The following is a 26,783-nucleotide window of genomic DNA, read 5'->3' as shown; positions in this document are numbered from 1 at the left end:
TGCCAGATCTTATCCATATCGGGTGTCTGACGGGGAGCAGTCCCCCGTCAGACCATCCTCCTCTCATGCGCAGGACTTCCTTTTTATTCGGTGACCCCGTTCTTACGCAAAATCTCCCACACTTTCCAAGGGAAAATCGGCATGTCGATATGCTCAACACCAAACGGAGAAAGCGCATCCACAACAGCGTTGACGAAGGCGGCCGGAGAACCGACATTCGGTGATTCGCCCACTCCTTTTGCCCCGATCGGGTGATGCGGCGATGGGGTAACCGTCCGGTCTGTTTCCCAATGCGGGGAATCAAGCGAAGTCGGAACGAGGTAATCCATCCAGTTCGGTGCCAGGCAGTTTCCATCCTCGTCAAACGGAATGTCCTGCATGAACGCAATGGCAAACCCTTCCGTCAGTCCACCGTGTACCTGCCCTTCCACGATCATCGGATTAATCACGTTTCCGCAGTCATCCACAGCCAGGAAACGGCGTACTTTCACCGCGCCCGTACCTGTATCAATATCCACAACCGCAATATAAGCCCCATGCGGGAAGGTCAGGTTGGGCGGATCGTAATAATACGTGGCTTCGAGACCAGGCTCCATGCCCTCCGGCAAATTCGTATAGGCGGCCAAAGCGACTTCCCCCATCGTAACCTTGCGGGACGGGAGCCCCTTTACTTCGAACGCCTCTCCATTCCACGAAACATCCTCTTCCCCCACTTCAAGCAGATGCGCTGCGATCTTCTTCGCCTTTTCCCGAATTCGCCGCGCACAGAGAGCCGCCGCTCCTCCTGCTGTCGGGGTACTGCGGCTCGCATATGTCCCCAAGCCATAGGGAGCCGTATCGGTATCCCCCTCTTCCACCAACACGTCATCCGCGCTCAATCCCAGTTCTTCTCCGATGATTTGCGCAAACGTCGTTTCATGCCCTTGTCCCTGGTGCCGTACGCCCAGTCGGGCAATCACCTTGCCGGTCGGATGCACGCGGATTTCAGCACTGTCAAACATTTTGATCCCCATGATGTCAAACGAATGGGAAGGACCGGCACCCACCACTTCCGTAAACGTGGAAATCCCGATGCCCATCAGCTCGCCGCGCGCGCGCTTCTCCGCCTGTTCCTTGCGCAGTTCATGATAACCGATTTTCTCAAGCGCCAGCTTGAATGTTTGCTCATAGTCACCGCTGTCATAGGTCCATCCTGTCGGAGACTGGTAGGGAAACTGTTCTTTCTTGATAAAATTGCGCAATCGCAGTTCGGCCGGATCCATGTTCAACCTTCGTGCCAAGACATCCATCGTTCGTTCGATCAAATACGCAGCTTCCGTGACGCGGAACGAACAACGATAGGCCACTCCACCCGGCGCCTTGTTGGTATAAACGCCGTCCACTTCCACAAACGCCTGCTGAAAATCATAGGAACCGGTCACGATGCTGAACAATCCGGCAGGAAACTTTGTAGGGTCCGCCGCAGCGTCAAACGCGCCGTGATCCGCAATCGTTTTCACCCGCAGCCCCAACACCTTGCCGTTTTCGTCCGCGGCGATCTCCGCCTTCATATGATAATCACGGGCGAATCCCGTGCTTGCAATGTTTTCCGTACGGGTTTCGATCCATTTGACCGGCTGCCCCAGCTTCAGGGAGGCAACGATGGCACACACATAGCCCGGATAGACAGGAACCTTGTTCCCGAACCCTCCGCCAACGTCCGGAGAAATGACATGAATCTTGTGTTCCGGCAGACCGGTTACCATCGCCAACACCGTTCGATGCGCATGCGGCGCCTGGGAGGTGACATACCAGGTCAATCTGCCTGTCCCCTTGTTGTAATCAGCGATACATCCGCATGGTTCCAGCGGGGACGGGTGTACCCGTTGAAAACGCACGTCCTGACTGACCACCACCGGAGCGTTTTGAAAAATCTCTTCTGTCTTTTCCCGATCTCCCGCTTCCCAGTGCCAAATATGGTTGCTCTTCTTCTCGCGGTCGTCCCGCAGTACAGGAGCATCCGGCTGCAAGGCGCGGAACGGGTCGACTACGACCGGCAGCGCCTCGTATTCGACCTCGACCAATTGGGCCGCATCCACTGCCGCAGCGCGGGTTTCCGCAACGACTGCCGCCACCTCTTGATATTGGTACAGCACCTTGTTGGTTGCCAGTACCATCTGCACGTCGCCGGCCATGGTGGGGATCCACGCCAGCTTCATCTTTTCCAGATCCTCACCGGTGATGATCAATTTCACACCGGGAACCTGATAGGCAGCGTCAGTATTGATGCCGGTAATCTTCGCATGCGCATAGGGGCTGCGGACGATGCTCATGTACAGCATATCGGGCAGCACGATATCGTCCACATATCGCCCCTGTCCTCGAATAAACCGGGGATCTTCCTTGCGATGAATCGATTTCCCCATCGGCCGAAGTTCACATTGATTAATTGCCACTGGGAACCACCTCCGATTGGTCGTTGGGAACCTTGTTTTGCTCCGCCATCTGACGCCCTGCTGACTGGATCGCCTTGACGATGTTCACATAACCTGTGCACCGGCATACATTACCTGAAATTCCTTTGCGAACTTCCTCCTCCGTAGGAAACGGATTTCGTTCCAACAGTTCACACGCTGTCATGATCATTCCCGGTGTACAGTACCCGCATTGGAGGGCATGCTCTTCCCAAAATGCCTTTTGCAGCGGATGCAGTTCACCGTCACGTTCGAGTCCTTCCACCGTCAGGATTTCTTGGCCGTTCGCCTGTACCGCCAACACCGTACAGGATTTCACCGCCTTTCCGTTCAACAAAACGGTGCACGCGCCGCACGTTGTCGTGTCACATCCGACGTGCGCCCCCGTCAGTCTCAGATGTTCCCTGAGATAATAGACCAGCAACGTGCGGGGCTCGACATCCGATTCATACACACGTCCGTTTACCGTTACACGCATCTGCATAAAATCATCGTCCCTCCCAGTTTCATACTGAAAACCTGTATCCAGCACGTACAGCTAGCGGAGTTCATCGGCAATTTCTTCAAGACCTCGCTTGACAAACACCCGTACCAGGTCTCGCTTGTACTCGGCGCTTCCACGGAGGTCCGTAGCCGGATTCGCGTCTTCCTGGGCCAGGAGCGAAGCCTGTTGAATCGTTTCCTTGTCAAGTGAGCGACCGATCAGCCATTCTTCAGCCTTTTTGGCCCGAACGGGAACATCGCCGCATGCGCACAAGCCAATACCGGCATCCAGAATGGTTCCGTCGTTAGCTTTGACAACCTGCAGCGCCACCCCCACAATCGCAAAATCTCCCGCTTTGCGTTCCAATTTCATGTAGCGTGCTCCTACGCGGCCTATGGGGGAAGGGATCAACACGGCCGAGGCAATCTCATCGATCTCCAGCGATGTTGTGAAGGTGTCGACAAAAAACTCGTCAATCGGAACACGCCGCACACCGGATGGACCGATTACCTCAACATCCGCACGCAGGGCAATCATCGCGGCTCCCCAGTCTGAACCCGGATCTGCATGGACGAGAGAGCCGCAAATGGTCCCCCGATTCCGAACCGGTACGTCCGCAATCCATTCTGCCGTTTTCGATAAAAGCGGGTAGCGCTCCATCAAATTCCGTTCCTGTTCGAGATCGGCATGTCTCGTCAGCGCCCCGATTCTCAAATACCCATTCTCTTCTCGCCAGCCTCGCAAATCGTCAAGTTGATTGATGTCAATCAAAATGGGCGGCATCGCTACGCGCAGCTTCATCATGGGCAGCAAACTTTGACCGCCCGCCAAAATCTTCGCATCGTACCCGTGTTTTTGCAGTAAGGCGATCGTTTCGTCTACGGTCGTCGGTGAATAATAATCAAATGCAGTTGGAATCATAAAAAAAGAATCCCTCCCTTTACCGACTTAGAATTCTAATAATTATGACTGTTTTGAATTAATCCCAGTATACCACGATACCTGAATCATTAGAATATTGAAAATTTAATTATGCAGATTTTTTTGCTAGATCATCATGACCTTTCAGGTTTATCCGGTATGTCGCAGCACATTGGTTATGCTATCAACCGCTCCCGCATTCTGCTTTCGAACGTTCATTTCTCATTTTCGTTATGCTATAATGACTATCGTCACAAAATTAACAAAATATTTTATTAATTCAAACAAAACTCAGAGAAGGGTGTACTCATTCTCGGCGATTGCCGATATCCTATTTCATGACGTAAGGAGGAAGCGATCATGTCGCGCATTCAAGAAGCACGAGATGTGTTGCAAAACATGAAACAAGCCTGGCAGCGCAATCAGCAAACATGCTTGTTGATGATTACGGAGGTACGTGGGTCGGCTTACCGCCAGCCTGGTGCCAAAATGATGATGGCAGCGGACGGACAAAGGTTTGGTACATTGAGCGGGGGCTGTTTGGAGAATGATCTGTTCGAATGGTCAAAAGAAGCCATACGTCAAAACCTCCCGATTACCAAACAGTATGATCTGAGTGAAAATGACCTCTGGACGTTGGGGATCGGCTGTAAAGGATCCTTGGAGATCTTGATTGTTCCTGTCGATCCCGAGGACAGCTTCTGGCAAACAGCCCTCACCGTCATCCAAGAAGATCGCCCCCTTTCCCTGATCCTCGAAATTCCCACGGGTATTCGCGTCCTGCTTGATTCAAACGGAAATGGCTGGGGGGATTTGGCTCAGTTCCCAGACGAGGTTCGGCAGCACGCATTGGATCGGACCTTCCAACGCACGCGTGCAGAAGTTCTTTCCTTCGGAGATCGCCGTTTTGTCATTGATACCATGAGGCCCAATGAACACTTGATCATAGCGGGTGCCGGTCATGATGCCGTCCCCCTTGTATCTGTCGCTGCGCAAGTGGGATTTCATGTAACCGTGTTAGATCCCCGGAAAGACTTTAACAACGGCTTTCGTTTTCCGGCCGCATCCCATCTGGTCGTTGAACCAGATGCAGCGGACCCTGCAGGTTTGCAGGATAGCTGGTGGGTCATCATGAATCACCAGCAGCGCCGAGATGAAGCCTCGTTAGCGCTCGCACTGCGAAGCAACCCTCGCTTTGTCGGTGTGTTAGGCCCCCTGTCCCGCACCCAGGAAATGCTTGCCAACATCGGAGCGACTCTGTCGAGCGGCCCTCTGCGCGCACCAATCGGACTGGATGTAGGCGCCGAAACGATTGAAGAAGTTGCGATCAGCATTATTGCGGAACTGATGATGGTCCGAAGCGGCAGCAGCGGCAGGCCCCTTCACGGCCGAACGAAAATCCATGCGTAGAATCGGTGCGGTGATCCTGGCCGCAGGCATGTCGCGTCGAATGGGGGTGCCTAAATTATTCCTGGAGGTTCACGGCAAACCATTGTTTCGTCATTCCGTTGAATGTGCCATCCAATCGCAGCTTGATCCCATCCTCATCGTCGGAGGAGAACATGTTCACCTGCTTCATGAGCATACCAGGGATTTGTCCGTAGAAATCATCAAAAATTCAGAATACGCCAAAGGGATGGCAACTTCGCTGCAGCGAGGAGTCGAAGCGCTGGCAGGCCGGGTCGATGCCTTGCTGGTGTTTCTGGCCGATCAACCGTTTGTTCCCCCCATGTTGGTCAGGAAGCTGCTCCAAACGTATGCGGATTGGCGATCGCATGGAATTCAGATCGTGCGTCCCCAGTACAGCGGCATACCCGGGCATCCCGTATTGTTTGACGCAGAATTGTTTTCAGAGTTTTCGGACTTAAAGGGTGACGAAGGGGGGCGCCTGATCATTTCGCGCCACGCAGCGAAACTGAAACTGATCCCCGCTGAACAATCCCTGTGGGGCGCTGACATCGACACACCGGACGATCTGAAGAAATGGGAAACGTCTTTTCCTCCGACATAAAGGAAAAAACGCAGGTACGCCTCACTGGGTACCTGCGTTTTCGCACGACTCGCTGTTTGTTATTCCGGCTGGACGGTTTTTTGCGGGGCCGCATGCCCTTTGAGCAGCGGCAGAATCACCAGCACCCCGATGAAGAACAGCACGGTGGCCGCTTCGAACATCGCCACCAGCGAGAACATGGCTTTCAACCAACCGGTGATGCTCATCATGACCACCATCGCGCCCATGAAGAGCGGGCTCAGGATGCCGTTGACGCGCCCGACAAACGACGCCTCGGTGTTTTGCAGTATCAGCGTGTTGATTCCGATATGGATGCACGGCATGACCAGTCCGCAGATGAATTGGGCCGTCAGCGTCAACCACAGTTCAGTGGAAAGCCCCATCACCAGGAAGCCACAGGCGCTGACGGTCATCCCCAGGACGAGGAGCTTTTGTGGAGCGAGTTTTTTCGCCACTCCCATCATCACGCCTCCGCCGAGGATCATGGCGATGCCATTGGCGGCCATGAGCCATTGCAGGTCCTCCTTCGGCAAGCCGAGACGTTCGGTGATGAGGAAAACCACCAGCGGCTGCGTCAGGCCAATCGCGAAACCCGCGGCGGCAAAACAGCCGCCGAGCAGGGTCAAGGTCCGGTTCCCCAGCACATAGCGAAATCCCGCCTTCATTTCCTGCCACAAAGTCGTTTTCTCAGCCTGCTCCTCCATGTCGCGATCAGGCGGCAGCATCAGAAGCACGACAGCGGACAGCAAGAAGGCTGTGCCCGTGATCGCGATTGCGGCGCCGATGCCGTAATGCTGGTAAACAAATGTCCCGACAAGCGGCCCCAGGATCATAAACAGCGCGAACAGCGTCTGGTACATGGACATCCCCATCTGGATGAGCTGTTCCGGCACGTGCAGCTTGAACAATTTCATGCCGGACGGCTGCGAAAACTGCGACAGCACGGACGAGACCAGCGTCGCGAAAAAGATGGCTTTCCAACTGCCGAACACCAGCGTAAGCAGCACGACAAACATGGAAAGCGAACTGAGCACGTCACACCAGATCATTGTTCGCTTGGGCCGCCAGCGGTCGGCAAACGTGCCCCCGATAAAGGAGAACAGAAAAATCGGCGCAAATTCGGCCACGGATATAAGCGATACGGCAACCGGGTCCCCGTTGGTCCGCTCCATCACGTACAGCAGAATGGCGTAGTTGCGGACCCAAACGCCGATCTGCAGAAATAACGCCGACAGCAGAATGGTCCGTACCACCCGGTTGCGGAACAAATCTCCTGCCGAACTGTTGGAAGTCGATTGAACTGTCATACCATCCCTCTTTCTTTTGCAAGGTAAATGTGTACGTCTGATAAGTCCAGGCACATGTTTTGACGATCACTCCTCTGATCCGGTTTCGTCCCGGCTCGGTGTTCAGTTGCCCATTCTCCGCACTCCTGTTGATTTGATCGGGCAGCCCTCCACTGTTTCGATTGCAGCGGGCAGGTTGACGGAAAGAGTGGCAGCGGTTCTTTCCATGCATGAATGGACGTCGGATGTCCAACACGTCGTCAAGCGCAAAAAGACGCCGGGCTTTTCCCGACGTCTCACGCTGCGCACGAAGACGCCGGGCTTTTCCCGACGTCTCGCGCTGTGCACAAAGATGCCGGGACTATTTCTGACGTCTCGCAAACGCAAAAAGACGCCAGGTTGTTATCCGACGCCTCACGCTGCTCACGAAGACGCCGGGTTCTTCCCGACATCCCGCGAACGCAAAAAGACGTCACGGTTCTTCCCGACGTCTGTGTTCATGCATGTATGGTTCCGGCTGTGCCGCTCGCCTTTCGATATCCCTGAACCCATGACGGCAAGGGAACGCGAACTAGACCCATGCTGCAATCGAACGATCGGGAAGTGTTTTCGTTATGGCTGTTTGTACGAATTCACTTACCATGATCGTTCTTGCCTCCTTACGCAATGTTTCCCTTTTGCAGGGGGCGCAGGCACAAACCGTGCTGCCTGACATGGAAAGTATAGTATGGGGATTGACACCCTGTCAAGCAGGGATTTTTATGAAAAACCAACGCGAGGGAGAACGGCGGCGATGCCCAACTGCTCGTCACCTGCTTGTCCGAACGGCTGAGCGCTGCACGGAGGCAGGCGTCCCGGACCCGGCTTTCAATCTCCCACCGGTCAAGCGGCGCTGCCGCGCGAATCGAGACTCGGCTGTGATGGCCGGTGTACGGCGTTTTTTCATAACGGGCCCGTAATTTCATTTCCGAAACAATTCAATCTCATTTCTCAATTAGTCATTTTTGTCAACCAATGTTAAAATGATCCTGCATCACGCGACTCTTTTTTCCCACAAAGGTTGTGACGACAGATGACGTTTTCCTGGAAGCGAAATCTCGTCGTGCTGTGGATCGGGGTGTTTTTCTGCAGCACGGCGTACTCCATCTCCATACCGTTTCTGCCCCTCTTCCTCCACACGTCTCTCGGCGTCCATGAGCATCTGGAGGCGTGGTCGGGCATCTCGTTTGGCATTACCTTCCTGGCGAGCGCCTTGATCTCTCCCTACTGGGGCTCGCTCGCCGACAAGTACGGGCGGAAACCGATGCTGATGCGGTCAGGGTTCAGCTTGGCCGTGTTGTACTTTTTGAACTATTTCGTCACCGACCCGTACTCCTTCCTGCTGCTCCGGGTACTGCAGGGGCTGCTGGCCGGCTTTGTCCCGGCCTCCATTGCCCTGGTGGCGACGAATACGCCGGAAAAACACGTGGGCTACGCTCTCGGGGTCATGTCGACGGCCGGCGCCACCGGAGGGATCGTCGGACCGCTCGTGGGCGGCTTTGTGAGCCATTTGTGGGGCAGCCGGGAAGCGTTTCTCTTCTCCGGGTACGTCGTGTTGGTGGCGGCGCTGATTGCCACGTTTTTCGCCAAGGAGACGAACGTCAACCGCTCCGCTGCGCGCTCAAACGTACGGGAGGACCTGCGCACCGCCCTGGGAAACCGCCCGTTTATGGCCGTTTTGGGATTGGCCATGATCGTTACCGTTTCGGTCATGCTGCTGGAACCGCTGCTGACCGTGTACGTCCTGCAGCTCGGGGCGTCCCAGCAGGATGCGTCGCTCAGCTCGGGCATCATTTTTTCCGCCGTGGGCATCGCCACGGTGCTGGCCGCGCCTCGATGGGGAGCGGCGGGGACCAGGCTCGGTTACACCAAGGTGTTGTTCATCGGCCTGTTGGGCGGCGCCATCGGCAATCTGCTGCAGTTCTTCTTTACCCATTTGTACGGCTTCGGCATGTTGCGGTTCGTGTACGGGCTGTTCTTCGCGGCCGTCTATCCGTCGATCAACGCGATGATCGTCAACGTAACCGCACCGGAGTTTCGCGGCAGAGCGTTCAGCCTCAATCAGTCGGTCACGCAATTGGCCACCATGATCGGCCCCGTGCTGGGCGGCTTTTTGGGCGGACTGATTCCGATCCGCGCGGTGTTTCTCATCAATGGCGCGGCGCTGCTGGTCACTGCCGCATTGGTCAAATCAGGCAAACTGATCGAGAACCCCCGCGGACAGGAGCAGCGCCTCTCCGAAGGGCACGCCACCCTCAAGGGGTAAAGCCGCGAACGACGCGTCATCCGATGGAAACGTACGGACATACCCGAAGTGGACCATGCCCACGCCGCTGAACTGGTGTACGCAAGAGCTGAACTGATGAACGCAAAAAGAGGGGAAACTCCCCCTCTTTTTTTCATTCGTTATAGGACGTTAGCAGGTGGCCGCCGGCTGCGGGAAAGTGCTCTGCGCCGTGAAAAACTCCTGGTAGAGCGCCAGAACCGCCTTGTCGGCATCGGCCGCCTTGACACCAAAGATCATGCTCACTTCGGACGATCCCTGATTGATCATCTCCAGGTTGACCCTCGCGTTTGCCAGGGCGGCGGTGGCTCTGGCGCACACCCCGACGGAACGCCTCATCCCCTCTCCGACGATCATGACCAGGGCCAGATTTCGTTCGACGGAGACTTCATCCACATGCAGTTCGTCCATGATCCGCTTGATGACCCGCGACTCCGTCTTCTCGTCAAAGAATCGTTCCCGCAAAATGACGGAGATGTTGTCAATGCCGGACGGCGTGTGTTCGTACGAGATGCCTTCCTCCTCCAGGATTTGCAGCAGTCTGCGGCCAAAGCCGATCTCCCGGTTCATCAGGTATTTGCTCACGTAGATGCTGCAAAAGCCTTTGTCGCTGGCGATGCCGGCCACCGGCGCGTCTTTCGTTTCCCTTCCCGACACGATCTTGGTCCCCGGCGCGGCGGGATTGTTCGTATTTTTGATGCAGACCGGAATGCCTGCGCGGAATGCGGGCAGCAGCGCCTCTTCGTGGAAGACGGTAAAGCCGGAATAGGCCAGCTCGCGCATTTCCCGATAGGTGATGACGCGGATTTCTTTCGGATTGGCGATCAGGTTGGGGTTTACCGCGTAGACCGAATCCACGTCGGTAAAGTTCTCGTACAGGTCAGCCTTCACGGCGGCGGCCAGGATGGAACCCGTTATGTCCGAACCGCCCCGGGAAAACGTAACAAGAACCCCGTCTGGCGTATACCCGAAGAACCCGGGAAACACGACGATGCCCTGCCGCTGGCGCAAAGACTGCAGCCGGTCGTATGCCTCGGGGAGCACCTGGGCGTTGCCGGCCTCATCCGTCACGTACAGCCCGGCTTCCCGGGGATTGACGTACTCCGCCTGCTCGCCAAGCTGGCGCAGGTACGCCGCAACCAGCTTGGCGCAGGTGTCTTCCCCTGCCGCTTTGACGGCGTCCACAAAGCGGTCGGGCTGATCGGCGGGCGTCGCGGCAAGGCTCTCCTCCAGTTCGGCGACGATCTCCCGGGAGAGCTGTGCAGGCAGCTCCAATCCCTCCATGATCTCCACAAACCGGTTGATGACGGCCTGCTTTTCGCTTGCCGCTTCGCCTTCGTTCAGGCGGCGTTGGGCATAGGCGATCAACAGGTCCGTCACTTTCGTGTCCGATGGATGCCGTTTTCCCGGCGCCGAGACGACAACGATCCGCCGCTCCTTGTCCGCTCTCACAATCTGGCACACTTTCCTGATCTGCTCGGCACTGGCCAGCGAAGTTCCCCCGAATTTTGCAACCTTCATCTCCTGATCCTCCTATCCCGCATGAGAGGTGATCTCTCCTGGTTCTCTCTTTTTTTCGCGCATGTCGTGTTTCCGCGGTCCCGACCCCGGCCATGAAAGAGGAAGCCTCCCTCCCGGCATTGCGCGGTAGCGGCAGATGCCGCGGCCGGACGAATGGCCCCGATGTCTTCTCTTAGATTACGCGATTTACGTGAAAAAGACAACTGTCTATTCCAGACGGACAAAACGAAACGTTGCTCGACCGCAAACGAAAACGCTTGCCGTAACAGCAAGCGTTCCCAGGGACGGTTACTCTCCTTTCGGCACCTCACATGCTGCTTTCCACTCCCCCGCAATCTCGTACAGCAGCCGGTCGACGGTTACGTCAATGCGCTTGGAGGCCTGCACGAATTTCGCGTCCAGAAACATGTCGAAGGTGCCCTCGCTGCTGCTGCCTCTCTGCCCGTATTCACCGGGCTCGCCCCGCTCGTTTGTCGCCGTCACCGTCAGCGGCAGTTTCCGATTGATTCCCATTTCTGCGTCGTTTGGAGTTTCGGGAATCAGATGAAGACGGGGTACCTTTCCCGCTTCTTTGTCCTCATAGCGAACGGAAAAGGAAATGCCCCTGTCGTCGTAGTACAGTTCATCCAGATAAATATCGGTGTTTTTAATCGTGGCGATGTGCTGCCCTACTTTTTCACGGTAGGAGTCTGTTTCGTTTTTCACGTGGCGGCTGTATGTTCCGGAATCAAACGAAAAGCGGATCCGGTCGTCTCCCGCGAGCCAGAGAGAATGCAGCGTAAGCTCCAGCTTTGCCGGCTGTTTGTCAAACGGTTCAAATTCGACGTAATGCCGCCCGTTTGGCCCCGCTTCGATCCGGCTCAGGTTGGAGTCGCGCACCTCTCCCTTGTCGGAACGAAGGGTAAAGGACAGATGGTTCAACTGCTCGCTCCGATCCGGGGAGCGGAAGCGAAAGTACAGCCGGTTGACTGTCGTGCCCAGTTCCAAGGACTCCAGCGCGATCGTGCGGTCCATCGGGCGCAGTTCCTGCTTCAACGGTACCGATACCGTCACCTCCTGGCGAACGTCAAAACGGATCGGGAGGGTGACGTCGGGCAGCGGAATGGTTTGTCCGCCGATGCTCACGGACACATCCCGCAGCACGATCTCGTCGACCTGGGGCAAAACGTTGGACATCCCATCCTTGTACAGCGGGTTGGTGGTCGCCCGATTGTAAAACCGCCCGTTGTGAATGACACCTTCATTCGGCATCCAGTTCAAGGTATAGAGCGGATGGTCCGGTCCTCCCGGTTTGTCCCCCGGTAGTCCCATCTGAAACGAGACAATCGGTACCTCTCTCTCGTTGGGAACAGCGCCCAGAAATCCGGAGGGCACATCGATACTGGTAAAGAAAAAGACATGTTTGCTGTTGTACCAGATCTCGTCGATCGACAACGTGCGGCCGGTTCCGGGAACGTGGATCTTGGTGTCAAAGGTGCGGACGAGATGCAATTCTTCCGCCCGTTTCAGCCCAGGGGTCTTCGCATATTGATACTGCTTTACTTCCTCCCAACTGTCGACTTTGATCACCTTCTGATCGCCTGGTTGGTCCCATCGCTTCACCGCAAACAGGACAAGAAGCAGAACGACCAGAAGGATGACCCCTGTTCGTCTGTTACCGTTCACCTTTCACATTCCCCCCTGGGTTGCAACGAACATGCTCAGCGTCTTTTCGCAAACCAACCATATTATACCAACGGAAACGGGACCGATCCATATGGGAACCCTGCGCACAAGAAAAAGCCCGACTCGACAAGCGAATCGGGCCTCTTCCCATATCATAACAGGGTTTACTTGCCGTATCCCAGACCGTGACCGAACGGGTACAGGGTGCCTCCTTTCCCGTCCGGAATGGTGACCGGCAGTGTTCCCGTCGGCTCGTTTTGGCCGAATATCGTGTCCGCCGTCGCTTGAAAGCTGGCGGTGCGAAAGCCGTATTGGGCCAGGTAGGCATCCGCTTCCGGGTACGCCATGATGTCGTACGGATTGCGGATGCCGACGCCGATCACGGGTGTGTCCGCTTGCTGGCTGATCTCCCGATACAGTTTCATCAGCGGGTTGTCCGGGGATCTTCCTTTGACGTCGAACGTGTAGGAGCCGATGATCACGGCGTCCGCCGCTTCCACCTGCTTTCGCTGTTCGTCGGTGAGCGCATCGTTTGCCACCTTGATCGTGACGGTGTTGGCATGATGCTTCCTGACGGCATCGGCCAGGCTGTCGATGTACGTGGTCCCCACCACCGCGATGCTCGCGCCCTCGTCCATGATGAGCGGCAGCACCCCGTCGTTCTTGACCAGGGTCACGGAACGAGCCGCCGCTTCCGCTTCCACCCGCTTGTGCTCCGCCGAGCCGACCACCGCGAGGGCACGGGCGATCTGGTCGTATACATCAGCGGGCTGCTCGGCTTTCACAATTCCCCGTTTTACTTTCAAGGTGAAAATCCGGCGGACGGACTGGTCGATCCGCTTTTCGCTGATCGTGCCGTCGCGGACGGCTTTTAGGACGCCGTTGGTTACTTCTTCCAGGCCGATCGGCATCAACACGATGTCCACGCCCGCCTGCACGGCGCGGATGGCCGCGTCCACCGGACCAAAGTGGTCAGCGATCGCCTGCATGTTCATCGCGTCGGTGGAGACTACGCCGTCAAAGCCCAGCTCGTCGCGGATCAGCCCGGTGATCACTTTGGGCGACAGGGTGGCGGGCAGTGATATTTCCGTTCCGTCTTTGCGGGAGACGGCTTTGGTGTCGTCGATCTTCGGAAAGGTGACATGTGCCGTCATGATCGCGTCCACGCCCGCCTCCATCGCCTGCTTGAACGGGTACAGCTCCACGTTCATCAGCCGTTCCTTGTCGTGGGGAACCTCCGGCAGTCCCAAGTGGGAATCGACAGCCGTGTCGCCGTGGCCGGGGAAGTGTTTGGCCGTGGCGGCGACGCCGTTTTGCTGCAGCCCTTTGATGTAGGCGACACCCAGGTCGGCCACGAGCTTGGGATCTTCACCGAACGACCTCACGCCGATCACCGGATTGTCCGGGTTGTTGTTGACGTCCATGACCGGAGCGAAGTTGGTGTTGATGCCCAGGGCGGCAAGCTCCCTGCCGATGACGCTGCCCACCTGATAGGCCAGTTCCGTGGAACGGGCGGCACCGAGAGCCATGTTCCCCGGCGTGTCGGTGCCCTGCTGCAGACGGGTCACGATGCCTCCCTCCTGGTCGATCGTCACGAGCAGCCCGAATTTTTCCGCCGCCTGCTGGTAGTCGTGGACAAGGCGCACCGTTTGCGCGGTGTCCACCACGTTTTCCCGGAACAGAATGACGCCGCCGATGTGGTACTTCTTCACCAGCGCCTCGATTTCCGGCAGCATGCGGGTCACGTCTGCGCCGTTCCACTTGCGGAAGTCGGGCATCATCATCTGGCCCACTTTTTCTTCCAGTGTCATGCCGGCTATCGCTCTGCCGATGACGTCGTACCGCTTTCCTTTCTGCTTGACGACTTGTGCCTGCGGCTCCCCTTTGTCCTTGTAGTCGAGGGCGATGCGGTCCTCGAATCTGCCGTCGGTAACGGAGATAAAGGTTCTGCCGTTGTGGCCGGCAAACGTGACGGTGCCCTGCGCGTCGACAGCGGCCACGTTTTTGTTGGAGGACTGCCATCTCAGCTTCCGTGTCGTCTGCTCAAAATGGCCGTCCGCGTACAGATGCAGCGCCTGAAGCTGCAGCGTCTTGCCCGACACGACCGCTTCCGCCTCGGGAATGTTCAGGCTGATAATCAAATCGGTGACACCGGCCTTGTCCGCCGCTGTCGCAGGCGCCGCTGAAGTCGCAGGCGCCGCGCCTGCGGTAACCATTGCCTGGCAGAACAGCAGCACCAACGCAAAGAAAGATGCCAGTCCTGTACGTTTTTTGTGATCCACGATTATCTCCCCCTGTTTTTGCCTTCGTACGACCAGCCTTGCGGGTTCCAGACGGCCTTCACCGGCTTGCCGGACGGGTCGGCGATGGACGGGTGCTGCACATACCAGCCCCGGCCGTTCACGCTGGGATCGGTGGCGTAGCGGAACCGGACCTGTTCCGTACCAGCGGGAAGCTGCCACGTGACCGTCTGCCAGTCGCCTTCGCCGGTAAGCGCGCTCCCCACTTCCGTCCAATGCTCGCCGTCCGCTGACGCTTCCACATGGCCATAGTCGCTCTCGTTTTCGATCCGGTACCAGGTGTCAAACGTCAGGGTTCCTCCTTCCGGCAAATCGGTCTCCGCGGTCAATGTGTTTTCCAGATCATCGCCTGCCCCCGCAAACCAGGCCCCTTCCTTGCCGGGCAGGTCCACCGGTATCGCCAGCGCCGCCAGCCGGGCGACTCCCCGGCGAACCGGGTTGGTGGAGACGGTGTTGCGGGTGGGATGAACGCGGTTGGTCAGCACGATGCAGATCGTTTCGTTGTTGGGACTGACGACCATCGACGTGCCGGTGTAGCCGGTATGCCCCATGGTCCGGCTGTCGCCCAGCGCGTCCATGTACCAGCCCTGGTTCAGCTCCCAGCCGAGTCCGTGGTCGTCGCCGGGGAACTCCGGAATCTGGTTTTCCGTCATCAGCTCCACCGATTTTTTGGACAAAATCCGCTTTCCGCCGTAGGTGCCGCCGTTGAGCATCATCTGCGCAAAGACAGCCAGATCACGGGCGGTGCTGAACACCCCGGCGTGCCCGGCGACGCCGTCCAGCGCCCAGGCGTTTTCGTCATGGACCTGTCCCCAGACCAGTTCCCGGTTTGTCCAGGGCTGGTACTCCGTCGCCGCCGTCCGTTTCTTCAGGCTCTCGGGCGGATTGTACATCGTATCCGTCATGCGCAGGGGCTTCGTGATGTGATCGCGGACGTATTCGTCCAGGCGCTGGCCGCTCAGCTTCTCCACCAACGCCCCCAGCGTGATCAGGTTGAGATCGCTGTAGACGTACGCGCTGCCCGGTTTGTTGACAAGGGGATGGCGAAAGACGATCTCCAGCCGCTCTTCCCGGCTGTTCCCCATCGTGTACAGGGGAATGAACGGTTCAAATCCGGAGGTATGGGTCAAGAGCTGTCGGATGGTTACCGTGTCCTTGCCGTTTTCCGCAAATGCCGGGATGTACCTGGCCACCGGATCATCCAGTTGGAACAGCCCTTGTTCATGGAGCTGCATGACGGCGGTGGAGGTGAACAGCTTGCTGATCGACGCCAGGTCAAAGAGGGTGTCCGTCCGCATCGCGACCGGCTGGTCCAGCAAGGTCCTCCCGTCGTCGGCGTAGCGGGCGGCATGGCCATACGCCTGTTCCTTGACAATCACCCCGCGTCTGGCGATGAGCACGACCGCGCCCGGCATCACGCCGTCGTGGATCGCCGACTCGATGAACGAGTCGATTTCTCCCAACGGCGCAGGCGTCATCCCTGCGGCTGCAGGCGTTCCCGGATGCAGGCTGCCGGAGGACCGGCCGGGTTTGTCCCAGGGATGGGACAGCGGGTGCTTGACAGGCTTCGTCTTTTTTTCCTGCGCTTCCATTGCCGACGACTCGCCGTCGCCGTGTTTGGCCGCGGCGGTCGGCAGAAAGACCGCTCCCCAAGACAAGCAGACGCAGAGTCCAATCATTGCGGCGCGTTGGTTCATCGTCTTCTCCTCCCTAGTGGTAGAGCAGATAGGACTTGCGCAGTTTCTTGAATGCTTCCAATTCCTCCTGCCACGCTTTGACGATCGCGTCGACAGGCGTGCCCACGTCCATCGCCTTGCGGACCTTGTCCGATCCCGTCAGCTTGTCGATCCAATTGTCGGTTCTCCAGGCGAAGTCGTCCGGATACAGGGCTTTTACTTCCGCGATGATGGAGAGGGCGGTGTGAACGGGGTCGTACTTGTCCCGGTCGGTCACGTATACCTGCAGCCCGCCGACATTCTTGCCCGCGTGCTTGGAAAACGTCGGGTTGAAATACGCCTCGCGGAAGCTGACGCCGGGCAGACGGAGCGCATTCATCCGGTCGGCCAGCTCCCATGCCTTGATGTACGGCGCGCCGATCAATTCAAACGGCCGCGTCGTTCCCCGGCCTTCGGAAAGGTTGGTCGCTTCGAACAGACAATTTCCCGGATAGACCGCCGCCGTCTCCACCGTCGGCATGTTGGGGGAAGGCAGTACCCAGGGAAGGCCCGTTTCGTCATACCACATGTCCCGTTTCCAGCCTTTCATCTTCACGACCGTGAGATCCGCCTTTTTCCCGATCTCCTTTTCCAGATACCGATCGTTAAACAGCATGGCCAGTTCCCCCACGGTCATACCGTGGCGGATGGGGATGGGATAGATCCCGACAAACGATTCGTAACCGGGCTCGAGTACAGGTCCCTCCACTTTTTCCCCGCCGATCGGGTTGGGTCTGTCCAGCACGATGAACGGCTTGTTCTCCAATGCCGCCGCTTTCATCGCGTACGCCATGGTCGATATGTACGTGTAGAATCGGGAGCCGACGTCCTGGATGTCAAACAGGACGACATCCACATCCCGAAACAGCGGCGCGATCTCTTCCGGCGACTTGTCGTACAGATTGTAAAACGGCAGCCCCGTTTTCGGGTCTTCGTAGGTGCCGGGCGCCGAACCGGCCTGTTCCGTCCCGCGAATGCCGTGCTCCGGCCCGTAGACGGCCACCAGGTTCACCTTTTTGGCCAGCAGGGCATCGACGTCATGCGTCAGGTTGCTGGTGACGCCGGTTGGGTTGGTGATCAGCCCCACTTTTTTTCCTTTTACCAGCTCCGGATTGTCAAGCAGCACCTCGATGCCTGTCTGGACGCTGCGGCCGTTGGGCTTTTCCTTTGCAAATCCGGGGGCGGCCGCTCCCGCCACGGTCATGGTGCCCAGGAGCGCCAGTGACAAAAGAAGCATCGACCAGCGGATGGGTTTCAACAGCATCACCTCATGTTTTTGAACGTAGTGCCAATCGCCTGTGAACGGATGAAGGAGCGATATTCGCTTTCACCCCGTCGCAAAACCCTCTTGATTCCCTGCGTCCCCCTCTCTGTGTTGGTTTGTTGGTGTCAGAAAATTCTGTAAGTCTATCCTAATCATAAAGGCTGGCCTGTCTTTTTTCTCGGGAATTACTTCCCATATTTGTTCATTTTCGTCAAAAGTTTCCCTGTCTATGCGCCTAGTTCCTTTTGGCTAGGGTGGTTGGGGAGGGGGAAGGCTTCCGTTTCGCGGTTTCGAAACCTGCCCCCGTGATGTCGCAGTTTCCGGCCGAGGCCGGTCTCGTCGTCGGGAACGGGAAAGGAAAGCGGACCGATCACCGGTTCAGCGCTCTTTGGCCGGCGTGTCAAATCGGTACCCCACTCCGTATACGGTTTTTATGTATTCCGGACGCTTGGGATCGTCTTCCAGTTTGTGGCGCAGATTTTTCACGTGGGTGTCGATGGTCCGGTCGTACCCGTCAAAATCCATTCCCAGCACCTCCTCGACCAGCTCCTCGCGCGTCCAGGTTCGCCCCGGATGGCGGATCAGCGTGGTCAACAGCCGGTATTCACTGGGGGTCAGCTCCACGGTCATTCCCTGTTTCTGCACGCGCTTTTCCCGCAGGGAGACAACCAGGTCCCCGATCTCGATCCGATCGGAGAGCGACTGAAAATCCCCCACCCGGCGCAGGATGGCCCGAACCCGCGCGACCAGCTCCCGCGGGCTGAACGGCTTGACCAGGTAGTCGTCGGCACCGATCTCCAGTCCGGTGACCCGGTCCGATTCGCCGCTTTTGGCCGTCAGCATCAGGATCGGCACGCGGGATTCGCGGCGAATGCGGCCGCAAACCTCCTCCCCGCTGATATCGGGAAGCATCAGGTCCAGGATGATCAGGTCGAGCTGGCCGCCCGCAGCCAGCTCCAGCGCGTCTTTGCCGTTCGTGGCGGTGATCACGTGATAGCCGTCTTTCTGCAGATAGGACGAGAGAATGTCCACAATCTGCGGTTCATCGTCCACGATCAGGATGGTCGCCATGACGTTTGCCTCCATCGGATGGTTTGTCGTGAGCTTTTCACAGCCGACGCGCCCCAGAGGGCGGTGCCCCGGGACGCGCTCGGAGATTCAATGGGGGTTGTTGCCGACAGCGGAATCTTCCACGAATTTCGGTGATCCCTCGTACTGCACGGTGGAGACCATGCCGGCTGCCGCGTGGTGCAGATCGTGGCAGTGGAACATCCACTCGCCGGGATTGTCCGCTGCGAACGCCACCACGTACGATTCGCCCGGTTTCACATTCAGCGTATCCTTCATCAGCGGAGAGCCGGTCAGCGGCTTTCCATTCCTGCTGAGCACCTGGAAGAAGTGGCCGTGCAGGTGCATCGGATGATCGGAAGAGCCCTTGTTGACCAGCGTCACTTTTACCTTGTCCCCCGGTTTTACCTGGAGCGGCTTGATGTCCGGATAGGTCCGGCCGTTGATCGTAAAGAGCGGCTCCATGCCGTCCCTGCCCATGGTTTCGCCCAGCTCCATCCGGTACTCCACATCGTACGTCATCGACAGGTCGAACGCACCGCCGCCCGCCTGGCCGTACCCGGCGATGTCGACAGGCTCCGCCTTGACGGTGTCCGCTGCGGCTTGGCTGTCGGCCTTCCCGCCTTTTACCTTGACGGGAATGACCATTTGCCTGGCCGCGTCGCTTTCGTCATGGCTCTCGATGACCCAGTCGCTGTCCGCATGGGCGACAAACTCCACGTCATACCGCTCTCCGGGAGCGATCGTGAACGGGCGGTCCTTGACCATCGGCGGCTCCTGAATCGACTGCCCGTCGGTGCTGACGATGGCGTACACCTGGCCGTGCAGATGAATCACATGGCTCTGGAAGCCGGCGTTGACAAAGCGCAGGCGGACGCGTTCCCCCTTGGCCACTTCCAGCGGTTCAATCGCCGCTCCGCTTTTGCCGTTGACGGTAAAGGTCGTGTACATCTCCCGCATCATCCGGTCGTGCATAGCCCCCGGCGCCATCCCTGTTCCCGGCGTCCCTTCGGCAGCGGAGCCGCTTCCATGAGTTCCGTGGGACATGGTGCCGCCGTTCCCGCCGGCCATGCCCATGTGGCCGTGATCCACGTGGGGGACGCTGATGCTGCCGTGATTCATATTGCCGTGGCTCATGCTGGACATGTCCGCCCTGCCCGGGTCCGGCTGGCCGTGGTTCATGCCGCCGTGATCCGTGCCGCCTCCCTGGAGCGCTGCCGTGTTCCACTCGTCCAGGACCAGCGTGTAGTCGCGCTGCACCCCTTGCTCCTCTTTTTCCTCCACCACCAATGTGCCGTACAGGCCGCGATCCACCTGGTTGGCGCTGTCCTGGTGGGAATGGTACCAGTACGTGCCGGGGACGGTCGCTTCAAACTCGTAGGTAAACGTCTCGCCCGGTCTCACCGCGTTTTGCGTAATGCCGGGGATGCCGTCCATGCCGTTGGGCACCGGATACCCGTGCCAGTGAATGCTGGTGGGCTCCGCCAGCTCGTTTTTCAGTGTGACGCGAATGACGTCGCCCACTTTTGCCCGGATCTGGCTTCCGGGGACGACGCCGTTGTACGCCCAGACGCGCACCGTTTTGTCCGCGGACAACGGCCAGTCCGCTTCCTTCGCAACCAGTTCAAAGCTGCGCACGGTCCTGCCGTTTTCCTGCGTGACGACGGGCTCTGCCATGTATTGGGCATGCGCGCGTGTCCCGCTGTCGTTGCCGTTGAGAAAAACCCCAACCGCCAGGGCGGCGAGAATGACCGCTCCAGCCGCGCCGAGCATTATTTTTCGCTTCACCGTGAATTCCTCCTTCTGCTCTGTCTCCGTTCCGATGGTAGCAAAACATCGTGAAGAGATTATGGAGACGCCCGCCTTCTTCCTGTCTCATCGTTTCCCAAAAGGGCGGCGGATAAGCAGACGAGGCCGCTGCGCGGCCGACATGCTGATTGTACGCACCCAAAAAGTTGCACGGACAAAAAAAGGCCGCGCCCACATCCAGACTGGATACAGACGCGGCCGCATGCTCCCGGAGAGCGGGATTACGGGAAGCCCGCGGACGTTCGCCGGGACGCCGACGAACCGGCAGACCAACGTGCGCCGGACTGGATGTCCCGGTCAAACACGAACACCGTGATCGCGACATCGTTCTCCAGGTTGATGTCCGCAAACAGGGTCACCAGTTTCGCGTTGACCAGGGTTTCCAGTTTCTTGACCACCTCGGCATGTTTGTAAATGTCTTTGACCATTTTCGTTCTCGTCTCATGGATCATGCGCCGGCCCTCATTCGAGTCCATCATCCACTTCTCCACGTCGGTCAAGTTGCCGTTCATCTCGGTGATGGCCCACTGGCCCACAAAGCGCGTCCGGATCTGCTGCGGGCCGCTGCCCACATATTCCTTGCGAATCTCGCGTACGAGCATGCTGAATTCATGTTCCACACGTCTGGTCACCGAATCACCACGTTTCCGGCCGGCTCTTGCCGCTATTCTTTCAATCCTTGCCCCATGCCTTTCAACAGGTTGAGGCCGAAGCCGATCGCCCGGTTGATGTCAGGGTCCTGCAGCGCTCTGACCAGATCGAACAGGCCCACTTTGCTTTCCTGTTCGAGCCCCTCCTTGGCCTGCTGCAGCCCTTGGACCAGACTGCCGACCAGCTTTTTGGTCATGTCCGGCTCGATTTCCGACAGGGCTTCGGCCACCGCCATCGCGTTGTTGATCGAGTTGGTGACGGGCGGGCGAAGCAGTTGGCCCACGGCGATCTTGGCCACCTTTTCCTTGGCTTCGAGCAGCGACTTCAGCGCCTCCAGGATCCCGCTGTCGTGCAGTTCCTGCAGCAGTTTCAGCGCTTCGCGGATGCCTTCCGCGTGCTGCGCCGCATCCTGTTTCACCTGCTCCAGCGCCTGCGCCTGCTTTTCCGCTTCGGTGAGCACGGGACGCACGATCTTGGTTGTCGGTTTCGCCATTATTGCGCACCTCCTGCCACATTGACATCAGCGATGGGCTCGTAGTCGCTGCGCGCCCATTTGCGTTCCACCTGCACGCCCAACTGCGGGTTGCGCTTGGCGTAGCGCGGATTGTACCTCGGCAGCGGATTTTCCCCGTCCCGTTCGAGGATTTCCATGCGCACCTTGGCCTGCTTGTAGGCCGGGGTCTGCGTCCGCACGTCCACGGCGTTGCCGGTCAGGATGTTGATCGCGTTTTCGTGGCTGGCGGAGTGCATCGGGACAAACAGTTCCTTGCCTTGGACGCGATCGGTGACCACCGCCCGCAGCCTGATCGCGCCGTACGGGGACACCAGGCGGACCAGCGTGCCGTCCTTGATGCCGCGTTCGCGGGCCAGCTCCGGCGACACCTCGACGAAGACGTCCGGCACCTTGTACTTGATGCCTGAAGATTTGTCCGTCAAGTTGCCCTCGTGGAAATGTTCCAGCATCCGGCCGTTGTTGACGACGAGGTCAAATTCCGCCGGATATTCGACCGGCGGCACGTAATCCACCAGCGACAAGCGCGCCCGTCCGTCCGGGAAGTTGAAGCGCTCCTTGTAGAGAAGCGGTTCGTCCGTTCCATCCGGGTGAACCGGCCACACCAGGCTGTTCCAGCCTTCCAGGCGATCGTAGGAGACGCCGGCGAAAAACGGCGTGAGCGAGGCGATTTCGTCCATGATTTCGCCCGGGTGGCTGTAGTTCCAGTCGAAGCCCATCCGCTTGGCGACTTCCTGAATGATCCACCAGTCCGGCTTGGACTCCCCAAGCGGTTCAAACACCTGGTACAGACGCTGAATGCGGCGCTCCGTATTGGTAAACGTCCCTTCCTTTTCGAGAGACGGCGCGGCCGGCAGAATCACGTCGGCAAACTGGGCCGTCTTGGTGAAAAAGACGTCCTGTACGACGAAGAACTCCAGTTGGCTCAGCATGTCCTGGACGTGGTTGGAGTTGGAATCCACCCAGGCCATGTCTTCGCCCATCACGTACATCGCTTTCAGCGTGCCTTTTCCGATCGCTTCCACCATTTGAATGCTGGTCAGACCCGGCTCGCTGGAAATGGCGACGCCGTATGCGTGTTCAAACCGCTTCCGGGCCACGTCATCTTTGACGCTCTGATATCCCGGCAGGAAGCTGGGCAGCGCCCCCATGTCGCAGGTGCCCTGCACGTTGTTGTGGCCGCGCAGCGGATACGCGCCCGCGCCCGGACGGCCGAAGTTGCCGGTGATCAGGAGCAGGTTGGCGATCGCCATGGAGGTGTGCGATCCGGCGATGTTCTGCGTCACGCCCATTCCCCACAGCACGCACGTGCCGTCCGCTTCGTGAATCATCGTGGCGGCTTTGATGAGCTGCTCCTTCGGGATGCCGGTCACCTCTTCCGCATAGTCCAGCGTGTATTTTTCCACATGCGCCAGGAACTCTTCGTAGTTGTTCACGCGGGCCTTGATAAAGGCTTCGTCGTGCCAGCCCTGGTCGATGATGTACTTGGCCACAGCCGTGATCCAGACGAAGTCCGTCCCCTGCCGCGGATGCAGGAACAGGTCGGAGCGTTCCGCCATCTCATGCTTGCGCAGATCGGAGACGATCAGTTTCTGGCCGTGCAGCTTCTTCGCCCGTTTGATGCGGGTCGCAAGCACCGGGTGCCCCTCTGCCGGGTTGGCTCCGACAATGATCACCAATCCAGCGGATGCGATGTCCTTGATCGTGCCGGAGTCACCGCCAATGCCCACGGTGGCCATCAGTCCGTCTGAAGCCGGCGTCTGACAGTAACGAGCACAGTTGTCCACGTTGTTGGTTTCAAATACCTGACGGGCCAGCTTCTGCATCAGGTACGCTTCCTCGTTGGTCGTCTTGGACGAACTGATGAAGCCGAGCGCGCTGCCGCCATACGTTTGCTTGATCGCTCCCATCTTCTCGGCGATCAGCGTGAGAGCCTCGTCCCAGCTCGCCGGAACGAATTCGTCCCCTCTGCGGATCAGCGGCGTGGTCAGGCGCTGGTCGCTGTTGACAAAATCCCAGCCGAACTTGCCTTTGACGCACGTGGAGACGCTGTTGACCGGCGCGTCTTCCGTCGGTTCAATTTTCAAAATCTGGCGTCCTTTCGTCCACACTTCAAACGAACAGCCCACCCCGCAGAACGTGCATACCGTCTTGGTCTTCTTCGTGCGGGTCTCGCGCATGGCCGCTTCGATTTCGGAAATGGCCATGATGCTGCCGTAGCCCGGCTCCACTTCCTTGACCAGATCGATCATCGGATTGAGCAGGTCTTTGTCCAGGCCGGTCATGAACCCCGCTTCGCCCAGCATCGACTTCTCCATCAGCGCGTTGCACGGGCATACGGTGACGCACTGTCCGCACGAGACGCAGGACGACTCGTTGATCGGCTTGTCGTCGTCCCAGATGACCCGCGGCATATCCCGCGCCCAGTCGATGGTCAGCGTTTCGTTCACCTGCAGGTCCTGACACACCTCGACGCAGCGTCCGCACAGAATGCACTGGTTGGGATCGTAGCGGTAAAACGGGTGGGACATGTCCACTTCGTACCCTTTTTCCCGGAACGGACGGCTCTGATGCTCCACGTGCAGGAGTTCCGTGGTGTTGTGCACGCGGCAGTTTCCGTTGTTGTTGTCGCACACCGTACAGTACAGCATGTGGTTTTCCAGCACCCGGTCCATCGCTTCCATCTGGGCGGCGCGGGCACGGGCGGATGCGCTCTGGATGTTCATGCCTTCCGTGATCGTCGTGGAGCAGGCGCGCATGATCTTGCCGTCGATCTCGCACATACAGGTGTCGCAGCTCTGAATCGGCCCCAACACCGGCGAATAACAGATGTGCGGATGTTCGATCCCGTTCTCCAGCATGTAGTCCAGGATGCGGGTGCCTTCTTTGGCCTCGTGGACCTCACCGTTCAATTGAAATCGCACTGTTTTCTGTTCCATGGTTCCTCCTCTGCAGCAAAAAACCCACCATAAAACAACCCGCGCCTGCAAAAAAGCGCTCAAGCTGTTTTATGGTGGGTTAATACTTAGCATTTTCGTACCAGTTATCAATCCCGCCATAAAAAGATGAGAAGCCAGGATGTGCCAGAAATGTGTGCATTCCCGCAAGCATCGATGAACTTCCCACTTTCATTATAACCAAATGGGGGAATATTGCAAGGTAAAAACGCTTACACGCGGTCTCCTCCCGACAGGAAACGGCATGTTTATGGCGAATGTCATCCGTAGGAGAAACCCGATAAAAAGGAAGGATGCCGCAATGGACTGCATTTTTTGCAAGATCGTAAAGGGAGAGCTGCCATCGAAAAAGGTATACGAGGACGATCGCATCCTGGCGTTTCACGACATCAATCCGATCGCGCCGGTGCATGTGGTGGTCATCCCGAAGAAACACATCACCTCGCTGATGGAGATTCAGCCGGAAGACAAGGAGCTGATCGGCCACCTGCACCTGGGGCTGCAAAAGGTGGCCGAGCTGACCGGCGTGAGCCAGGACGGATTCCGCGTCGTCACCAACGTCGGCAAGCACGGCCAGCAGACCGTTTTTCACATCCACTACCACGTGATCGGCGGCCGTCAGCTTCAGTGGACGATGTAAGCGGCCAAAGACCGTCGAGACGAAAGAAAAAGACAACGTTCGCCCTTCGCTGCAAGGGCGCGTTGTCTTTTTTCGCTCACCCCTCGGATCGGAGCTGACCGGCCAGGTGGCGGGCGATCAGCTTGCCGTGAAAGCGGCCGTTCTCGATGAAGATGGCGTTGGCGTGGTGGCCGGAGGCGATCACGCCGGCGATGTAGAGACCGGGAACATTGGTCTCCATCGTCTCGGGATCGTGTACGGGCACGCCGCTTTCGGGGTCGGTCTTCCCTCCCAGGGCGTGCAGCAGTGACCGGTCGGGCCGGAACCCGATCAGCGAGAAGACGAAGTCGTTTTCCAGCGTGAGCGTTTTTTCCCCTTGCCGCACCAGCACTTCCCGCTCCGTGATGGCCTGCACGGTCGCTTCGTAGAGAATGCGAATCCGCCCTTTCTGCACCATGCTTTCAAACACGGGGCGCGTCCACGCCTTGACGTGGTCGGACAGCTGCGGCTTGCGGCAAATCACGGTCACGTCGGCTCCCGCCCGCTCCAGCTCCAGGGCGGCGTCCACCGCCGAGTTGTTGCCGCCGACGACCGCCACTTTCATCCCGCTATACGGGTGGGCTTCCTTGTAAAACGACGAGACTTTTGGCAGATCCTCGCCCGGTACGCCCAACCGGTTGGGGTTGTCAAAATAGCCGGTGGCGATGATCAAGCGGCGGCACTCATACGTCTTCACCGTCTGAAACCGGTCGACGGTCGTCAGCCGAAACCCGACCTCCGTCCGCTCCGCCGCCGTCACGGTCTCGTAGCAGCGGACGCGCAGGTCATTTCGGGACGCCACCAGCCGGTAGTAGTTGAGCGCTTCCAGTCTGGTCGGCTTTTCATTGGCCGTGGTAAACGGAATGTCGCCGATCTCCAGCAGCTCCGGCGTGCTGTGAAAAATCATGTACGTCGGATACCGGTAGATGGAATTGACCAGCGGCCCTTTTTCGATCAGCAGCGGGTCGATCCCCGCCCGCTTGCATTCCACCGCCGCCGCCAATCCGCACGGTCCGGCTCCGATGATGATCACCTGTTCCATATCCTCGTTCCTTCCTTTTCCTTCCTCACGTTCTGGCAGGCGTATTTCCATGATACCATACCCGTTCACAGAGAAAAGACCGGAATGTGCATCGAATTTCCATGATTTCATTCTGCTTCCAGAATTTAAGCGATGAAAGTGCGA

General features: G+C 58.2%; 19 protein-coding genes. 4 read left to right on the top strand and 15 right to left on the bottom strand.

The window, feature by feature from the left end:
* Window positions 1-83: 83 nt before the first annotated feature.
* From M516_RS0114295 to M516_RS0114285, 3 genes are read right to left on the bottom strand one after another with little or no spacing between them, the layout of a single operon-like run.
* Window positions 84-2,435 (bottom strand): aerobic carbon-monoxide dehydrogenase large subunit, encoded by a 2,352-nt coding sequence (locus tag M516_RS0114295; protein ID WP_029099742.1) that lies wholly within the window; start codon window positions 2,433-2,435, stop codon window positions 84-86.
* Window positions 2,425-2,937, bottom strand: coding sequence for a (2Fe-2S)-binding protein (locus tag M516_RS23525; RefSeq protein ID WP_035289752.1), 513 nt, complete (start codon window positions 2,935-2,937; stop codon window positions 2,425-2,427). The genes M516_RS0114295 and M516_RS23525 overlap by 11 nt, the downstream gene beginning before the upstream one ends.
* A 54-nt stretch (window positions 2,938-2,991) precedes the next feature.
* Window positions 2,992-3,858 carry an FAD binding domain-containing protein gene (locus tag M516_RS0114285; RefSeq protein ID WP_029099741.1) on the bottom strand — a complete coding sequence of 289 codons (867 nt, stop codon included), beginning with the start codon at window positions 3,856-3,858 and terminating at the stop codon, window positions 2,992-2,994.
* A gap of 360 nt (window positions 3,859-4,218) precedes the next feature.
* Here M516_RS0114285 and M516_RS0114280 point away from each other — a divergent pair, with 360 nt between their 5' ends.
* Window positions 4,219-5,268, top strand: coding sequence for an XdhC family protein (locus tag M516_RS0114280; protein WP_029099740.1), 1,050 nt, complete (start codon window positions 4,219-4,221; stop codon window positions 5,266-5,268).
* The gene (locus M516_RS0114275) at window positions 5,261-5,869 is read left to right on the top strand and encodes a nucleotidyltransferase family protein (RefSeq protein WP_029099739.1); all 609 of its coding nucleotides are present in this window, start codon (window positions 5,261-5,263) and stop codon (window positions 5,867-5,869) included. The genes M516_RS0114280 and M516_RS0114275 overlap by 8 nt, the downstream gene beginning before the upstream one ends.
* 59 nt (window positions 5,870-5,928) lie before the next feature.
* Here the strand turns inward: M516_RS0114275 and M516_RS23520 are convergent, their stop codons facing one another.
* Complete coding sequence (locus tag M516_RS23520) at window positions 5,929-7,176, bottom strand: MFS transporter (RefSeq protein ID WP_035289749.1); 1,248 nt, start codon at window positions 7,174-7,176, stop codon at window positions 5,929-5,931.
* A gap of 1,051 nt (window positions 7,177-8,227) precedes the next feature.
* On the opposite strand from M516_RS23520, the gene M516_RS0114265 reads away from it, so the two are divergent.
* Entirely contained in the window at window positions 8,228-9,460 is a 1,233-nt protein-coding gene (locus tag M516_RS0114265) for an MFS transporter (protein WP_029099738.1), read from the top strand.
* 150 nt (window positions 9,461-9,610) lie between these two features.
* On the opposite strand, the gene M516_RS0114260 is transcribed toward M516_RS0114265, so the two are convergent.
* The 10 genes from M516_RS0114260 to fdhF form a co-directional block, all read right to left on the bottom strand.
* Window positions 9,611-10,999 carry an aspartate kinase gene (locus M516_RS0114260; RefSeq protein WP_029099737.1) on the bottom strand — a complete coding sequence of 463 codons (1,389 nt, stop codon included), beginning with the start codon at window positions 10,997-10,999 and terminating at the stop codon, window positions 9,611-9,613.
* 288 nt (window positions 11,000-11,287) lie between these two features.
* A complete protein-coding gene (locus M516_RS0114255; protein WP_029099736.1) occupies window positions 11,288-12,664 on the bottom strand; it encodes a hypothetical protein in 1,377 nt (458 codons plus the stop codon).
* Between the two features lie 164 nt (window positions 12,665-12,828).
* Window positions 12,829-14,880 carry a glycoside hydrolase family 3 protein gene (locus M516_RS0114250; RefSeq protein ID WP_081656551.1) on the bottom strand — a complete coding sequence of 684 codons (2,052 nt, stop codon included), beginning with the start codon at window positions 14,878-14,880 and terminating at the stop codon, window positions 12,829-12,831.
* Window positions 14,881-14,948: 68 nt separating this feature from the next.
* Window positions 14,949-16,661 (bottom strand): serine hydrolase domain-containing protein, encoded by a 1,713-nt coding sequence (locus M516_RS23515; RefSeq protein WP_035289745.1) that lies wholly within the window; start codon window positions 16,659-16,661, stop codon window positions 14,949-14,951.
* Window positions 16,662-16,674: 13 nt separating this feature from the next.
* Window positions 16,675-17,943 carry an exo-beta-N-acetylmuramidase NamZ family protein gene (locus M516_RS0114240; RefSeq protein ID WP_035289742.1) on the bottom strand — a complete coding sequence of 423 codons (1,269 nt, stop codon included), beginning with the start codon at window positions 17,941-17,943 and terminating at the stop codon, window positions 16,675-16,677.
* A gap of 378 nt (window positions 17,944-18,321) precedes the next feature.
* The gene (locus M516_RS0114235) at window positions 18,322-19,014 is read right to left on the bottom strand and encodes a response regulator transcription factor (RefSeq protein ID WP_029099733.1); all 693 of its coding nucleotides are present in this window, start codon (window positions 19,012-19,014) and stop codon (window positions 18,322-18,324) included.
* 87 nt (window positions 19,015-19,101) lie between these two features.
* Window positions 19,102-20,784 carry a multicopper oxidase family protein gene (locus M516_RS0114230; RefSeq protein ID WP_081656547.1) on the bottom strand — a complete coding sequence of 561 codons (1,683 nt, stop codon included), beginning with the start codon at window positions 20,782-20,784 and terminating at the stop codon, window positions 19,102-19,104.
* Between the two features lie 257 nt (window positions 20,785-21,041).
* Window positions 21,042-21,452, bottom strand: coding sequence for a Na-translocating system protein MpsC family protein (locus tag M516_RS23510; RefSeq protein WP_051188222.1), 411 nt, complete (start codon window positions 21,450-21,452; stop codon window positions 21,042-21,044).
* Between the two features lie 32 nt (window positions 21,453-21,484).
* A complete protein-coding gene (locus tag M516_RS0114220; RefSeq protein ID WP_029099731.1) occupies window positions 21,485-21,964 on the bottom strand; it encodes a helical membrane plugin domain-containing protein in 480 nt (159 codons plus the stop codon).
* Window positions 21,964-24,921 carry a formate dehydrogenase subunit alpha gene (gene fdhF, locus M516_RS0114215; protein ID WP_029099730.1) on the bottom strand — a complete coding sequence of 986 codons (2,958 nt, stop codon included), beginning with the start codon at window positions 24,919-24,921 and terminating at the stop codon, window positions 21,964-21,966. The genes M516_RS0114220 and fdhF overlap by 1 nt, the downstream gene beginning before the upstream one ends.
* A 319-nt stretch (window positions 24,922-25,240) precedes the next feature.
* Here fdhF and M516_RS0114210 point away from each other — a divergent pair, with 319 nt between their 5' ends.
* Entirely contained in the window at window positions 25,241-25,579 is a 339-nt protein-coding gene (locus M516_RS0114210) for a histidine triad nucleotide-binding protein (protein ID WP_029099729.1), read from the top strand.
* 76 nt (window positions 25,580-25,655) lie between these two features.
* Here M516_RS0114210 and M516_RS0114205 read toward each other — a convergent pair whose 3' ends face one another.
* Window positions 25,656-26,639, bottom strand: coding sequence for a YpdA family putative bacillithiol disulfide reductase (locus M516_RS0114205; protein WP_029099728.1), 984 nt, complete (start codon window positions 26,637-26,639; stop codon window positions 25,656-25,658).
* Window positions 26,640-26,783: the final 144 nt, after the last annotated feature.

The sequence above is a fragment of the Brevibacillus thermoruber 423 genome (genome assembly GCF_000454065.1).
GTDB classification, from domain to species: domain Bacteria; phylum Bacillota; class Bacilli; order Brevibacillales; family Brevibacillaceae; genus Brevibacillus; species Brevibacillus thermoruber.
Note: the sequence above shows the minus strand (reverse complement) of the source record. Positions and strands in the feature narration are given on the sequence as shown.

What these genes read in the sequence shown, in the direction of transcription:
- M516_RS0114235 (WP_029099733.1), bottom strand. Translation starts at nt 19,014, where the DNA reads ATGGCGACCATCCTGATCGTGGACGATGAACCGCAGATTGTGGACATT.
- M516_RS23515 (WP_035289745.1), bottom strand. Translation starts at nt 16,661, where the DNA reads ATGAACCAACGCGCCGCAATGATTGGACTCTGCGTCTGCTTGTCTTGG.
- M516_RS0114275 (WP_029099739.1), top strand. Translation starts at nt 5,261, where the DNA reads ATGCGTAGAATCGGTGCGGTGATCCTGGCCGCAGGCATGTCGCGTCGA.
- M516_RS0114285 (WP_029099741.1), bottom strand. Translation starts at nt 3,858, where the DNA reads ATGATTCCAACTGCATTTGATTATTATTCACCGACGACCGTAGACGAA.
- M516_RS23520 (WP_035289749.1), bottom strand. Translation starts at nt 7,176, where the DNA reads ATGACAGTTCAATCGACTTCCAACAGTTCGGCAGGAGATTTGTTCCGC.
- M516_RS0114260 (WP_029099737.1), bottom strand. Translation starts at nt 10,999, where the DNA reads ATGAAGGTTGCAAAATTCGGGGGAACTTCGCTGGCCAGTGCCGAGCAG.
- fdhF (WP_029099730.1), bottom strand. Translation starts at nt 24,921, where the DNA reads ATGGAACAGAAAACAGTGCGATTTCAATTGAACGGTGAGGTCCACGAG.
- M516_RS0114205 (WP_029099728.1), bottom strand. Translation starts at nt 26,639, where the DNA reads ATGGAACAGGTGATCATCATCGGAGCCGGACCGTGCGGATTGGCGGCG.
- M516_RS23525 (WP_035289752.1), bottom strand. Translation starts at nt 2,937, where the DNA reads ATGCAGATGCGTGTAACGGTAAACGGACGTGTGTATGAATCGGATGTC.
- M516_RS0114220 (WP_029099731.1), bottom strand. Translation starts at nt 21,964, where the DNA reads ATGGCGAAACCGACAACCAAGATCGTGCGTCCCGTGCTCACCGAAGCG.
- M516_RS0114265 (WP_029099738.1), top strand. Translation starts at nt 8,228, where the DNA reads ATGACGTTTTCCTGGAAGCGAAATCTCGTCGTGCTGTGGATCGGGGTG.
- M516_RS0114210 (WP_029099729.1), top strand. Translation starts at nt 25,241, where the DNA reads ATGGACTGCATTTTTTGCAAGATCGTAAAGGGAGAGCTGCCATCGAAA.
- M516_RS0114230 (WP_081656547.1), bottom strand. Translation starts at nt 20,784, where the DNA reads ATGCTCGGCGCGGCTGGAGCGGTCATTCTCGCCGCCCTGGCGGTTGGG.
- M516_RS0114240 (WP_035289742.1), bottom strand. Translation starts at nt 17,943, where the DNA reads ATGCTGTTGAAACCCATCCGCTGGTCGATGCTTCTTTTGTCACTGGCG.
- M516_RS0114250 (WP_081656551.1), bottom strand. Translation starts at nt 14,880, where the DNA reads ATGGTTACCGCAGGCGCGGCGCCTGCGACTTCAGCGGCGCCTGCGACA.
- M516_RS0114280 (WP_029099740.1), top strand. Translation starts at nt 4,219, where the DNA reads ATGTCGCGCATTCAAGAAGCACGAGATGTGTTGCAAAACATGAAACAA.